The sequence below is a fragment of the Streptomyces sp. NPDC047014 genome (genome assembly GCF_040644195.1).
GTDB lineage: Bacteria > Actinomycetota > Actinomycetes > Streptomycetales > Streptomycetaceae > Streptomyces.
In genome coordinates, this window is sequence record NZ_JBEYVX010000126.1 from 1 (window position 1) to 13,148 (window position 13,148).

Annotated in this window: 12 protein-coding genes; 5 read left to right on the top strand and 7 right to left on the bottom strand. The window is 74.8% G+C overall.

The window, feature by feature from the left end:
- Window positions 1–109 precede the first annotated feature (109 nt).
- Both hemG and hemQ read left to right on the top strand, forming a co-directional pair.
- The gene (gene hemG, locus ABZ873_RS32285; RefSeq protein WP_360879816.1) at window positions 110–1,462 is read left to right on the top strand and encodes a protoporphyrinogen oxidase; all 1,353 of its coding nucleotides are present in this window, start codon (window positions 110–112) and stop codon (window positions 1,460–1,462) included.
- 4 nt (window positions 1,463–1,466) lie between these two features.
- Window positions 1,467–2,180, top strand: coding sequence for a hydrogen peroxide-dependent heme synthase (hemQ, locus tag ABZ873_RS32290; RefSeq protein WP_360879783.1), 714 nt, complete (start codon window positions 1,467–1,469; stop codon window positions 2,178–2,180).
- A 235-nt stretch (window positions 2,181–2,415) separates the two neighbouring features.
- Here hemQ and ABZ873_RS32295 read toward each other — a convergent pair whose 3' ends face one another.
- The 3 genes from ABZ873_RS32295 to ABZ873_RS32305 form a co-directional block, all read right to left on the bottom strand.
- The gene (locus ABZ873_RS32295; RefSeq protein ID WP_360879786.1) at window positions 2,416–3,495 is read right to left on the bottom strand and encodes a TIGR04222 domain-containing membrane protein; all 1,080 of its coding nucleotides are present in this window, start codon (window positions 3,493–3,495) and stop codon (window positions 2,416–2,418) included.
- The gene (locus ABZ873_RS32300; RefSeq protein WP_360879789.1) at window positions 3,492–4,769 is read right to left on the bottom strand and encodes a DUF692 domain-containing protein; all 1,278 of its coding nucleotides are present in this window, start codon (window positions 4,767–4,769) and stop codon (window positions 3,492–3,494) included. The genes ABZ873_RS32295 and ABZ873_RS32300 overlap by 4 nt, the downstream gene beginning before the upstream one ends.
- 153 nt (window positions 4,770–4,922) lie before the next feature.
- Entirely contained in the window at window positions 4,923–5,675 is a 753-nt protein-coding gene (locus tag ABZ873_RS32305) for an aminoacyl-tRNA hydrolase (RefSeq protein ID WP_360879792.1), read from the bottom strand.
- Window positions 5,676–5,746: 71 nt separating this feature from the next.
- Between ABZ873_RS32305 and ABZ873_RS32310 the strand changes: the two genes are divergently transcribed.
- Window positions 5,747–6,421, top strand: coding sequence for an AIM24 family protein (locus tag ABZ873_RS32310; protein WP_360879795.1), 675 nt, complete (start codon window positions 5,747–5,749; stop codon window positions 6,419–6,421).
- A 56-nt stretch (window positions 6,422–6,477) separates the two neighbouring features.
- On the opposite strand, the gene ABZ873_RS32315 is transcribed toward ABZ873_RS32310, so the two are convergent.
- From ABZ873_RS32315 to ABZ873_RS32330, 4 genes are all read right to left on the bottom strand, one after another.
- Window positions 6,478–7,161: a hypothetical protein gene (locus ABZ873_RS32315; RefSeq protein WP_360879798.1), complete on the bottom strand. Its 684-nt coding sequence runs from the start codon at window positions 7,159–7,161 to the stop codon at window positions 6,478–6,480.
- A 169-nt stretch (window positions 7,162–7,330) separates the two neighbouring features.
- Window positions 7,331–8,263, bottom strand: a complete 933-nt coding sequence (locus ABZ873_RS32320; RefSeq protein ID WP_360879801.1) for a polysaccharide deacetylase family protein — start codon at window positions 8,261–8,263, stop codon at window positions 7,331–7,333.
- A gap of 103 nt (window positions 8,264–8,366) precedes the next feature.
- A complete protein-coding gene (locus tag ABZ873_RS32325; protein WP_360879804.1) occupies window positions 8,367–9,722 on the bottom strand; it encodes an alkaline phosphatase PhoX in 1,356 nt (451 codons plus the stop codon).
- A 21-nt stretch (window positions 9,723–9,743) separates the two neighbouring features.
- A complete protein-coding gene (locus ABZ873_RS32330; protein ID WP_360879807.1) occupies window positions 9,744–10,319 on the bottom strand; it encodes a hypothetical protein in 576 nt (191 codons plus the stop codon).
- 258 nt (window positions 10,320–10,577) lie between these two features.
- Between ABZ873_RS32330 and ABZ873_RS32335 the strand changes: the two genes are divergently transcribed.
- Together ABZ873_RS32335 and ABZ873_RS32340 are read left to right on the top strand one after the other, a co-directional pair.
- Entirely contained in the window at window positions 10,578–11,924 is a 1,347-nt protein-coding gene (locus ABZ873_RS32335) for a cytochrome P450 (protein WP_360879810.1), read from the top strand.
- 40 nt (window positions 11,925–11,964) lie between these two features.
- Complete coding sequence (locus ABZ873_RS32340; protein WP_360879813.1) at window positions 11,965–13,047, top strand: amidohydrolase family protein; 1,083 nt, start codon at window positions 11,965–11,967, stop codon at window positions 13,045–13,047.
- Window positions 13,048–13,148 lie beyond the last annotated feature (101 nt).

Consider the following 13,148-nt stretch of genomic DNA (forward strand, 5'->3'; position numbering starts at 1 on the left):
GCAGGATCCTGGTGCCGCCCTGGAGGTCCAGGACGAGCATCCCGCTCTCCTCGGAGACCCGCAGCCCGAGGGTCGAGCCGTATAGGCCGGGCCCCGGCTCGGCGGCAAGCTGTACACCGGCGAGCTCGCCGGGGCCCCCGTCGACCTCGGCGCCGAATCCATGCTGGCCCGCCGCCCCGAGGCCGTCGCCCTCGCCCGCGCCGTGGGCCTCGGAGATGCCATCGAGGAGCCCGCCACCGCCACCGCCCGGCTGTGGACCCGGGGCGCGCTGCGGCCCATGCCGAGCGGCCATGTCATGGGCGTACCCGGGGACCTCGCCCCGCTCGCCGCCTCCGGGGTGCTCTCCGCCGAGGGCCTGGCCCGCGTCGAGGCCGAGGCCGGACTCCCGCCCGCCGAGGTCGGCGAGGACGTGGCCGTCGGGGAGTTCGTCGCCGCCCGGATGGGCCGCGAGGTCGTGGACCGGCTCGTCGAACCCCTGCTCGGCGGGGTCTACGCGGGCGACGCCTACAGCATCTCGATGCGCGCCGCCGTCCCCGCCCTCTTCGACGCCGTACGCGCCCACCCCACGCTGACCGAGGCCGTGCGCGCCCTGCAGAGCGCGGCCGCGCGCCGCGCCGCCGCCGAGCACACCACCGTCACCGGCGCGGCCGCCACCGGCGCCTTCTTCGCCGGGATCTCCGGCGGCATCGGCCGGCTGCCGCTCGCCGTCGCCGACGCCTGCCGGGCCGCCGGCGCCCGCATCCTGACCGGCACCCCGGTCCGGGAGATCGGCCGCACGCCCGAGGGCTGGCGGATCACCGCCGACGGGGAGGTCCTCGACGCCGACGCCGTGGTCCTGGCCGTCCCCGCCGGGCCCGCCGCCCGGCTGCTCGACACCCTCGCGCCGGCCGCCGCGAGCGAGCTGGACCGTATCGCCTACGCCTCCATGGCCCTGGTCACCCTGGCCTTCCGGCGGGCGGAACTGCCGGAGGCCGTCACCGCGAGCGGCGCCAGCGGATTCCTCGTACCGCCCGTCGACGGCCGGACCATCAAGGCGTCCACCTTCTCCAGCAACAAGTGGGCCTGGTCCGGGGCCGATCCGGAGCTGTTCCTCCTGCGCACCTCCGTGGGCCGCCACGGGGACGAGGGCGACCTGCACAAGGACGACGCCGAGCTCGTCGATGTCTCCCTCCGCGACCTCGGCGAAGCCGTGGGGATCGCCGCCCGGCCGGTGGCCTCCACCGTCACCCGCTGGGACGGCGGCCTGCCCCAGTACCCCGTCGGCCACCTCGCCCGGGTGGCCCGGATCCGCGGCGCCGTCGCCGCCCTGCCCGGCCTCGCGGTCTGCGGGGCGCAGTACGACGGAGTGGGCATTCCGGCCTGCGTCGCCTCCGCCGGGAAGGCCGCGGAGGCCGTGCTGGCCGCGCTGGGTGCGCGTACGGCACCCCTGGCACCGACCACTGATCAGCGCACGGGACAATAGACGCATGACTGCACCAGAGAAGATTCCCAACGCGGGGAAGAGGGCGAAGGACCTCAACGAGGTCATCCGCTACACCCTGTGGTCCGTCTTCAAGCTGAAGGACGTCCTGCCCGAGGACCGCACCGGTTTCGCCGACGAGGTCCAGGAACTGTTCGACCAGCTGGCCGCCAAGGACATCACCGTCCGCGGCACCTATGACGTCTCCGGCCTGCGCGCCGACGCCGACGTCATGATCTGGTGGCACGCGGAGACCGCCGACGAGCTGCAGACCGCGTACAACCTGTTCCGCCGCACCCGGCTCGGCCGCGCGCTGGAGCCGGTGTGGTCGAACATGGCCCTGCACCGCCCGGCCGAGTTCAACAAGTCCCACATCCCGGCCTTCCTCGCCGACGAGGTGGCCCGCGAGTACATCAGCGTCTACCCGTTCGTGCGCTCGTACGACTGGTACCTGCTGCCGGACGAGGACCGCCGCCGGATGCTCGCCGACCACGGCAAGATGGCCCGCGGCTACCCGGACGTCCGCGCCAACACCGTCGCCTCCTTCTCGCTGGGCGACTACGAGTGGATGCTGGCCTTCGAGGCCGACGAGCTCTACCGCATCGTCGACCTGATGCGCCACCTGCGCGCCTCCGAGGCCCGGATGCACGTCCGTGAAGAGGTGCCCTTCTACACCGGGCGCCGCAAGTCCGTCGCCGATCTGGTGGCCGGGCTCGCCTGATACCTCCCCTGGGGGGAAGGACCGGAGGACGACCACACCGTCAGGTGAGTTCCTCCGGTGGATCGGGAGGCTGAGCCCCCGAAACGACGCAGCCGGAGACCCCGCCCGGAAGTTCAGACGACAGGTGGCAGCCGCGCCCGAAGGCGCGGGCCGCCCCTGTCGTCCAGCGACACCGGTGCGGGCTCCGGATGCGGCGCGCCCACGGGGCGCGCGCCGGCCCTGCTGCCCGCCGCTCCTAGGAGCTGCTGCTGGAGCAGCTGGAGCTGGAGGAGCTGCCGCAGCTCGAAGAACTCCCGCAGCTGGAGCCGGACGAGCTCCCGCAGCTGGAACCGGAGCTGCCGCAACTGGAACCGGAGCTCCCGCAGCCGCTGCCGGAGGAGCCGCAGCCCGCGCCCGAGCCCGAGGAGCACGAGCCCCCGGAGGCCCCGCAGCTCGCACCGCCCCCGCCCGCACCGCCGTCGCTCGTGGCGCACCACAGCACCGGCAGCAGCTCAGGCGAGGAGTCGGAGTGCCCGGAGGAGGAGTGGTGCCCGCGGTGGGCCGCCCCCGACTGGGCCGCGGCGAGCCGGGTGCCGCGCGCGGCCGGTACGAGCTGCTGGCGCAGGAACGGGTCCCGCAGTCCGCGCAGCCCGTGGAGGGCGACCTGTACGTGCGGGGGCGCGGTGCTCCCGTACGCCGCCCGGGCCGCGAGCAGCGCCCGGAGCCCGGCCGGGGTGGTCCGGCTCCTGGCCCGGGAGGAGCAGATCGCGCCGACGAGCAGACCGCCGAACAGCGGGAACAGGACCTTGACCACGAAGGGCACGACGGGCTCGGGGTCGAGCGCGAGCTCCACGAACGTCAGCGGGACCGACGCCACCAGCCACACCGCGCACACCACGGCCTGGATCCGCGCCCGGCGCCGCCACCGCTGCCCGGACCCGGGCCGGGCGACCAGCCCGCGGTCGGCCAGCGCGTCCCCGATCTCCTGCACGGCCGGGTCGCACATGGCGGCGTACCGCACCTGGTACAGCCAGCCCGAGGGCGCCCCGCGGTACGCCTGAAGCACCGCGCGCTCGGCGGGGTCGGCGGCCCGGGCCGCGGGGTGCGCCTGCACGATGCCGGGGCCGCCGACGAGCAGCCGGCCGTCCCCGAGCATGGCCACGAGCGCGGCGTCCACCACATTGCCGGGGCCGCCCGCCACGAAGGCGGCCTCCGAGAGGTCGTGCAGCCCGGCCGGCGGGCCGGGCGGCGCGGAGCGGGACCGGCGCAGGCCGTTCACCAGCAGGACGGAGGAGACGAGGACGGCGATCCAGATCGCGACGGCGAGAAGGTTCATGCCGCTCTCCCCGTGAGCGCCCGCGCCCAGCGCACGACGCGGCGCGGCGGCCGGGCCCCGGCCCGCTCCCGCCACCAGGCGGTGAGCCGGCGCCGGGCGGCGGGGTCGGCCGGCAGGTCCTGGACCAGCAGGTGCTCGGCGAAGTCCAGGGCGTCCCGGCGGTAGCCGGCGGTCATCGGGCGGCCCTTGGCGTAGGCCAGGAAGGCCGTACGGTACGGGGCGGGCCCGCCCAGGATCCCGGGCAGCTCCGGGGCCAGCCGGGCGACGACATCGGCCCGCTTGGCGGCGAGCGCCCGCGCCTGCGTCCGGATCCGGGCCCGGTCGAAGCCCTCGGGCACCGGGGTCCCGGCCACCAGCGCCGACAGCAGCGCGGCCTGCCCGACGCCGACGCGCGCCCGCACGCTGTCCGTCACCGCGCCGGCCTTGTTCTCCCGCAGCCGGGGCGCGGCGGCGGGGGCGGCAGCCGTCCCCGTCGTGACCACCTCGCGGATCGCCGCCAGCTCGCCGGCCAGTTCCGCCTCGGCGGGGAAGTCGTCGTCCCGTTCCAGCAGCACCCCCGGCGGATCCACCCGCGCGCGCAGCTGCGCCAGCAGGTCCAGGACCACCGGCGGCACGGGGTGGGCGTGGGTGTCGTGCCAGACACCGTCCCGCTCGACCCCGCCCGCCACATGCACGTACGCCAGCGCCTCCAGCGGGATCGCGTCCAGCACGGCGGCCGGGTCCTCGCCCCGGTTGACCCGGTTGGTGTGCAGATTGGCCACGTCGATGAGCAGCCGGACCCCGGTCCGCTCCACCAGCTCCGTCAGGAACTGCCCCTCCGTCAGCTCCTCGCCCGGCCAGGAGAACAGCGCGGCGATGTTCTCCAGGGCCAGCGGCACGGGCAGGGCGTCCTGCGCGATCCGCACGTTCTCGCAGAGCACGTCCAGCGCGTCGCGGGTGCGCGGCACGGGCAGCAGGTGCCCGGCCTCCAGCGCGGGCGAGGCGGTCCGTACGAAGGCGATGTGCTCGGTGACGAGCGGCGCGCCCAGCGCCACCGCCCGCTCCCCGAGCGCCGCGAGCTTCGCCGGGTCGGGGCGCTCGGCTCCGCCGAGCCCCAGCGAGACCCCGTGCGGAACGATCCGCGTACCGCGCTCGCGCAGCCGCTCCAGTGCCTCGGGCAGATGGCCCGGACAGACGTTCTCGGCCACCACCTCGACCCAGTCCAGGCCGGGCAGCCGCTCGACGGCGTCCGCGATCTCCGGCCGCCAGCCGATCCCCACTCCCAGGCGTGCCATGGGCTCCATGTCCCCTCGCCCCCTCTCGTCGCACCGTGTGCGGATGTCATGGCCCCGACGGAGTCGCGCCAACCGCGGCAGGAGACGTTCAGAGCAACATTTGAGGTTCCAAGCCACCGCACCGGGCAGGATCCGCCCCCCGCGCCGCCCTCCTCAGAGCCGTGCGCGCAGTGCCGGGTGGTCGGCCACGACCGTGGCGCTGCCGGGGGCGATTTCCGTGAAGCCCGCGTCGCGGACCACCGGGAGGCCGCCGGTGGTCAGGTGCCGCCAGTGCTCGCGGGGGGCCGTTCGGACCGCCAGACGGAAGCCGGAGTGCTGCCAGGCGCTGCGTTCCGCGGCCGTCAGCTCCCACCAGGCCAGTTGCGCCGCGTGGCCGGCCTGGGCCATGGCCTTGCCCGCCGACATCTCCAGGTCCGGGTTGAGCCACAGCACGGGCAGCTCCGGGCCGTCGACCGGGCCGGGCGGCTCCGGGTCGTCCAGGTCGGTGCCCGACACCTGGAGCTTGGCCAGTTCCTTGGGCCAGCCGTCCAGGGGCACCGGCGGGAAGACCCGTACGAGGGCGCCCGCGCCCTCCACCGTGATGCCCGGCAGGGTCTGCGCCTTGCGCCACTCGGCGCCGCGCGCCCGCCGGACCACCTTGCGGATCCGGGCGTCCTGCCAGTCGCGCACGGCCTGGGCCCACTCGCCCTCGCCGCGCGCCCGCTCGTCGGTGAGCAGCACCAGCACCGCGCGGGCCGCCGTCTCCAGGGCGTCGGTGCGGGCGGGCGGTTCCGTCTTCTCGATGCGCACCACCAGCGGCAGCACGAACTGCGGCGCCTCGTCGCGCAGGGCGTGCTCCCGCCGGAAGGCACTGTCGGCCCCGACCGCGGGTACGCCGGAGGTGTCGTTCGTGTGCTGGCTGCTCATCCCGCCAAGGATGCCAGGCTCCGCCTTGAGGAGGATGTCCCGGGGGGAGGGCGCGGGCGAGGATCGAGGGCATGAAGAGTGATCTTTTCGCGTCCGAGAACCTGGCCCGGCCGGCCGCCGCCCCCGGTATGAGCCTGCAGAACCCCAAAGCGGTGAAGTACGACCTCAACGGCGAGGTGCTGGCCCGGCAGGGGTCGATGGTCGCCTTCCGCGGCGACCTCCAGTTCGAGCGCAAGGGCCAGGGCATCGGCGGCATGCTCAAGCGCGCCGTCACGGGCGAGGGGCTGGCCCTGATGTCCGTACGCGGGCAGGGCGAGGTCTGGTTCGCCCACCAGGGCGGCAACTGCTTCGTCCTCGACTTCGAGCCGGGCGACGCCCTCACCATCAACGGCCGCAACGTGCTGTGCTTCGACCCGACCCTGTCCTACGAGATCAAGATGCTCAAGGGCGCCGGAATGACCGGCGGCGGCCTCTTCAACAGCCTCTTCACCGGCACCGGCAAGCTCGCCGTGGTGTGCGACGGCCACCCGATCGTCATCCCGGTCACCCCGCAGGCCCCCGTCTATGTGGACACGGACGCGGTGGTCGGCTGGAGCGCGCAGCTGGAGGCCGGCCTGCACCGCTCCCAGTCCGTCGGCTCGATGATCCGCGGCGGCTCCGGCGAGGCCGTCCAGCTGATGCTGCGCGGCGAGGGCTTCGTCATCGTCCGCCCGAGCGAGGTCACCGAGGCGGTGGCCGCGCACTGAACGGGTGCGCGGCCCCCGCCGGGCCGGGGTGAGTACGGGCGGGTCAGCAGGCGGGGTCAGCGCGCGGCGGCGAGGACCGGCTCGTCCGCCGCGTAGGGGGCGAAGGCGGCGTTGTCCTTGCAGCCCAGCTCCTCGAAGGTGCTGACCTTGGTCTCCGGGTCGGTGGCGACCAGCCGGAACTTGCAGGCGCCCTTGATGTAGCGGCCCTTGACCCCGCCGGGGAAGTCCACCTCCTTGTTCCAGAGGTAGGGGGAGCTGTACGTGTTGAGGAGGGCGGTGGCGTTGACGTCGATGCCGCCGGGCGCGTGGATCTCGTAGACCCAGCCGGTCTTCGCGCTGCCGTAGGTGGCGAACTTCTGCGCCACCCACTTCTCGCAGCTCGTGCTGAGGTGCGCGCTGTTCTGGCCGCCGCCCTTGACGATGTACTCCGCGAGCGGGGTCACCGTCTCGCCGCGCGGGGTGAACCCGGTCGCGAAGATCTGCTCGACGGTCTCGCGGGTGTCGCCGCGCCACAGGGTGTTGACGTCGCTGCGCCACTGCCAGCGCTCGTCCGCGGCGGCCTCGGCGACGGGGCGGGCGAGGGAAGGGGCCGTCGTCGTACGCCACCAGTCCCAGGCCCGGTAGTCGACGGTGGGCCCGCAGGGCGAGGTCAGGTCCTCCTCGGCGGCGGAGGCCGGGGTGACGGCGGCGGCGGAGACGAGGGAGACGGCGGCGAGCACCCGCAGAGCGGCCTGCAGCATGGTGAGGACCCATCAGTCGATCAACGTGACGGGCCCTTTATAGGGGCGGGTGGCGGCGTGTCGGCGGGGCCGGTGCGCGGCGCCACCCGCTCGGGTGGATCAGTCGTACTGGGGAAAGGATCCGCCGCGCACGCGCACCGCGCCCGCCGCACTCGCCAGGCCCCCCGCGTCACTTGCCGACCAGCTCCGAGACCTTCACGAAGCGGAAGCCCCGCTTTCGCAGTTCCGGCACGATCTTCCGGATGGCCTCCTCGGTGACGGGGGCCGCGCTGCGCGTGCAGTGCATGACCACCACCGAGCCGGGCTTCACCCCGGCGAGGACCTGCTCGGCCACGGCGTCCGGGTCCTTGGCGAAGGCGTCGCCGCTGACCACGTCCCACTGGACGGCCGTCACCTTGGCCGTGGACAGCGCGCGCAGCGACGGATCGTCGTAGCAGCCGCCGGGGAAGCGGAAGTAGGGGACGGTGTTCACGGCCCCGGCCTTCTTGAACGCGGCGAAGGCCCGGTCCACGTCGGCCCGCGCGGCCGCGGCGTCGAGCGCGGGCAGCCCGTAGCAGGGGGAGGTGAAGGCGTGGTGGCTGTAGGAATGGTTCGCGATCTCGAAGTTCGGGTCGGTGCCGATGGACTTCGCCTGGTCCGGGTACTCCTCGGCCCAGCGGCCCGTCATGAAGACCGTGGAGGGCACCTTGAGGGTGCGCAGGGTGGAGATGAGCTGCGGGTTGTCGAAGTGCTCCCCGGCGGCGGCGCGCGGGCCCTGGTCCGAGGTCATGTCGGCGTCGAAGGTCAGCGCCACGGTCTTGTCCGTGTGCTGCTTGGCCCGCTCGAAGACCGGGGTCAGCCCGTTCGGGCCGACGGGCAGCATCGGGGCCGCGCCGGGCGCGCCCGCCTGCGGGGCGCCGGGCTGGGGGGAGGCGGGGGCGGGGCTCTGCGGGGCGGATCCGGCGGCGGATCCGGTGGCGGAGGCGGAGGCCGCCGGCGTGCCCAGGCGGGCTTCGCGGCCGGCGTCCGGGGTGCCGGATCCGCCCCCGCAGCCCGTGAGGGCGGCCGTCAGGGCGGCACCGAGAACGGCCGCGGCCGTCGCTTTGCGCACAGAAATGGTCACGCAGGCAAAATATATGACTATGTGGCAAGTAGCCGTCTACGGCGCTCCCATGTCGGCCCGCCGCCCCCGACCGGGCGGCCCCGCCCGGAGGGCCCCGCCGCGATCAGCGCCAGGGCCCCGTCACCGCGAACGTGGTCCCCGGCGCGTAGGCGTTGACGTACAGGGTCCGCCCGTCGGGGGAGAAGGTCACCCCGGCGAACTCCCCCCACTCCGGCGCCCCCGCCGGCCCGATGTCCTGCGCGTTGCGGGCGACCGGATAGACCTCGCCGTCCGCCCGCACCCCGAAGACGTACTGCGCCCCGCCGCCGTCCTCGCACACCATCAGCCCGCCGTCGGGGGCCAGGCAGATGTTGTCCGGGGAGTCCCCGGGCAGCTGGATGTCGGTGGCCGGGCCGAAGAGCACGTCGAGACGGAGCCGGGCCCGCCGCGGGTCGTAGAACCACACCTGCCCGTGGTGGTCGGCCGCCGCGCCCTCGCCGCGCCGGGCGTAGCTGGACACGAAGTGCACGCCGGCGCCGCCCCAGTAGCAGCCCTCCAGCTTCTGCGCGTGCGTGATCCCGCCCGGCCCGAAGTCCTGGAGCCGGACCGGCGTGCCCGAGGCCGAGGGATCCGGTACGGGGACCCACTCCACCGGGAACTCCGCCCCCGGCTCGTCCACCACCGCCAGGTCCGCCAGCCCCGGCACGCGCAGGGCCTCCAGGGCGCCGCCGGCGCGCAGCGAGCCCGTACCGCCGAGGGGCCGGGCGGGCAGGAAGCGGTAGAACAGCCCGAAGGGCCGGACGAAGGCGTCCTCGGTCTCGTAGACGACCCCCCGGTACGGGTCCACGGCGACGGCCTCGTGCGCGAAGCGGCCCATCGCGGTGAGCGGGACCGCGCCCGTGCGGTGCGGGCGGGCCGGGTCCACCTCGAAGACGTAGCCGTGGTCCCGGGTGTACCCGGAGGTCCCGGCGCGGTCCTCGGTCTCCTCGCAGCTCAGCCAGGTGTGCCAGGGGGTGCGGCCGCCCGCGCAGTTGACGGCGGTACCGGCCAGGGCGACCCGCTCGGCGGTGACCGCGCCCGCCCGGTCCAGCTCCAGGGCCGTGCAGCCGCCGAGGGCGCCGGGGTCGTAGGTCAGGCCGGGGACGGCCGGGACGCGCAGGGCCGCGGTGGCGCGGTTCTCGTGGTTGCGCACCAGCCGCACCCCGCCGCCGCCTGCGGCGAAGGCGGCCATGCCGTCGCAGTTGGCGGGCACCGCGCCCTCACCGGAACGCAGCGGTTCGCCGGCGCGCGAGAGCACCCGGTACGAGAACCCCGCGGGCAGGTCCAGCAGCCCGCGGGGATCGGGCAGCAGCGGCCCGTACCCGCGCCGGGCCGAGGCGGCCCGGGCGGCGGCGGGGGAGCCGCCGGCGAACAGCGCGCCGAGCGTCCCGCTGAAGGCGATCGCGCCGGCGGCGAGCAGGCTGCGGCGGGTGACGGACATCGGCGGCTCCGGGGGATGCGCTCAGACGGCGGGGGTGGTGGGGCGGGTGGTGCCGGGCAGGCAGGTCACGGCCGGGTTGAAGGTCTCGAAGACGCCGCCGGGGTTCTTCTTCCAGAGCCACAGGTGCAGGGCGTAGTGCACGGGCTGGCCGGGGAAGTTGCCGGGCTTGGGGCCCTTGAAGGGGGTGCCGAACATCGTGGGCCGGTCCTCGTCCGTCGTCAGCTTCTGGTCGCGGTCGTAGACCAGCCACTGCATGCCGACCAGGCGCTTGCCGCCCCGCCCGTCGTCCTCGTAGTACAGGGCGGCGGGCTTCTTCGGGTCGACGGAGTTGTCGTAGGCGTGGTTGAAGTGCGGGTAGCCGAGCGCGCCGGCGCCCGCCTTGTCGCGGACGCAGTACTTGTCCGGTACGTAGCCGTCCGCCACGGCGTTCGCGTGCACCTTGTACTTCGCGGTGGCGGCGTAGGCGGCCGCCCGGTCGGCCATGGCCCGGCCGGAGCCGGGGCCGGATCCGTGGCCGGCGGCCGCGGGCGGCGCGGCGACGGCCGCCAGGACGAGCGTGGCGGCGGCGGTGAGGGCGGGGGCGAGACGTCGGGCCATGCGCGGGCTCCTCGGGACGGGCGGGCTGGTGGCACAGCAGCCCTTCCCGCGGCCCGCCGGGCCCGCCCCGCGGCCGCCCCGGACAGGGCCCGGACGGACGACCGCCGATCGGCCGACCCGCGCGCGGGCGCCCGCACCCGGCCCGCCGCACCGCCCGGCCGTGCGGCTCACCCGATCGGGAGCGGCGCCGTTTCGCGGCGCACCGGCCCGGGGAACCGGTGAGTCCGCAGACGGCGAGTGCGACGGAGGGTGCGGAACATGGCGCAGCAGGACACGGCACCGAACGGCGGCGGAGGACTGCACGAGATCGTCTCGGCCGTCTCCAGGGGCGCGCCGGAGTACCGCCAGTGCCCCCACCCGATGTACGCGGCCCTGCGCGAGCAGGCCCCGGTGTGCCGGCTGACGCCGCCGCACGGGGTGGAGACGTACCTGATCACCCGGCACGACGACGCCCGCGACGCGCTGTCGGACCCGCGGTTCAGCAAGAACATGCGCGGCGCCATCGACACCTATCACGCCGTCTACGGCAGCTTCTTCGACGCCCTCGACGACAATGTCCTCTTCTCGGACCCGCCCCGGCACACCCGGCTGCGCCGCATCCTGCGCGGCGCCTTCACCCCGCGGCGGGTGGAGCAGATGCGGCCGAGGATCACCGAGATCGCCGAGGGGCTGCTGCGCGAGTGCCGCACGGCCGGCACCGTCGACCTGATGACGGCCTTCGCCTTTCCGCTGCCCGTCGCCGTGCTGTGCGAGCTGATGGGCATTCCGCCGGAGGACCGCCCGGAGATCCTGGAGCAGTTCGCCGTGGTGACCCGCTCCCGGTTCGACCCCAGCCGGCGGGCGGAGCTCAAGGAGGCCGAGGAACGGCTCCAGCACCGGCTGGAACGGCTCATCGCGGACACCCGCGCAAACCCCTCGGACACCTTCCTGAGCGACCTGATCCGGGCGGAGGAGCCCCTGGAGGACCCCGAACTCGTCGCCTCCCTCTGGGTGCTGTTCTTCGCCGGGCACAAGACCACCGCCTACCAGATCGGCAACTCCGTCCTCAACCTGCTGCTGCGCCCCCGCCAGGCGGCCCTGCTGCGCGAGGACCCGGCGCTGATCCCGCGGGCGGTGGAGGAGATGCTGCGCTTCGAGGGCTCGGTGGAGACCTCGACCTTCCGCTACGCGGCCGAGGAGGCGGAGATCCGGGGCACCGTGATCCCCAAGGGCTCCCTGGTGCAGATCGCGATCTCCTCGGCCAACCGCGACCCGGAGCGCTTCACCGCCCCCGACGAGCTGGACGTCACCCGCGAGGGCGTCCAGTCCGCGCACCTGGGCTTCGGCCACGGCACCCACTACTGCCTGGGCGCCCCGCTGGCGCGGCTCGAACTGGAAATCGCACTCGGCGCGCTGCTGCGGGAGTTCCCCGCCATGGCGCTCGCCGAGGACGAGGAGCCCCGGGGCTCGTGGATGAAGGGGCCGGTGGCCGCCTTCCGCGGGCTCGAACACCTCCGCCTCGTCCTGGAGCCCGTACGCCCCGCCGGCGTGCGCGGCGCGGCGCCGATGGCAGCGGTGCCCGCGGTGACCGCGGTGTCCCCGCCGCCGGCGACCTCCGGTACCTGACCCCAGACCCGATGGGCGGTTGACTGGCATGACGGATTCCGTGAGTACCCCGGTACGGCTCCTGGGCACACCGGCGGAGGGGCTGCGCGTCGCCGCGGTCGGCACGAGCGAGGTCATCCGGGTCTCCCGGGGCCCCGCCGTGCCGGTGGTCCCGGACGCGGCGCGCACCCGGCACGCGAAGATCGACGTACACCACCACTACTGCGCGCCGGAGTGGCGCGAGTGGGCGGTGCACCACGGGCTGGTCGACGCCGAGCGGCTGCCGCCGTGGACCCGGCTCGGCACCGAGGACGCGATCCGCTTCATGGACGGCGCGGGCATCACCACCGCCGTCCTCAAGCCGATGCTCCCGGCCCGCTACCGCTCCTCGGCGCAGCTGCGCGAGGCCATCAACATCACCCTGCGCTCGATGATGGAGACGGCCGCCTCCCACCCGGGCCGCTTCGCCTTCTACGTGCCGCTCTTCCTGGACGACCCGGAGGCGTCCTCCTGGGCGGTGCGCCGCGGCCTCGGCCAGCTGGGCGCGGCCGGGGTCAACGTCACCGCCAACTACGGGGGCGTCTACCTGGGGGATCCCGCCTACGACCGGCTCTTCCACGAGCTGAACGAGCACGGCGCCGTCGTGGACACCCACCCGCACAACCTGCCGGACGGCCCGCCCGGCGCGCCGACCGTGCCGGGCATCCCCAACTTCATGTGCGACTTCCTGCTGGACACCACCCGGGCCGCCGTGAACATGATCAGCCGCAGGACGCTGGACCGGTTCCCGGACATCTCCGTCGTGCTCCCGCACGCGGGCGGCTTCCTGCCGTACATCGCCACGCGCCTGGAGGCACTGGGGCGGTTCTGCGAGCCGCGCGTCGAACCGGCCGCCGTCCGCGACCACCTGAGCCGCTTCTACTACGACACCGCCGGGCCGATGGCCCCCGCGGCGACCCTGCTGGAGCACGTACCGGCCGACCATGTGCTCTTCGGCACCGACTGGCCGGCGGCGCCCGCCGACACGGTCACCGAACTGGCCCTGCCCGCGCTGGAGTCGGACCCGGCCTTCACCCCGGAACAGCTCCAGGGGATCTACCACGACAACGCGCTGCGGCTCATCCCGCAGCTGGCGACCGCCTGACACGAGGGGGGGGGGGGGGCCCCCGGCCCCCCCCCCCCCCCCGGGGGGGGCGGGCGGGGCGGGGGGGCTGGGGGGCGGTGGTGTTGCTCTTGGACCTCCGG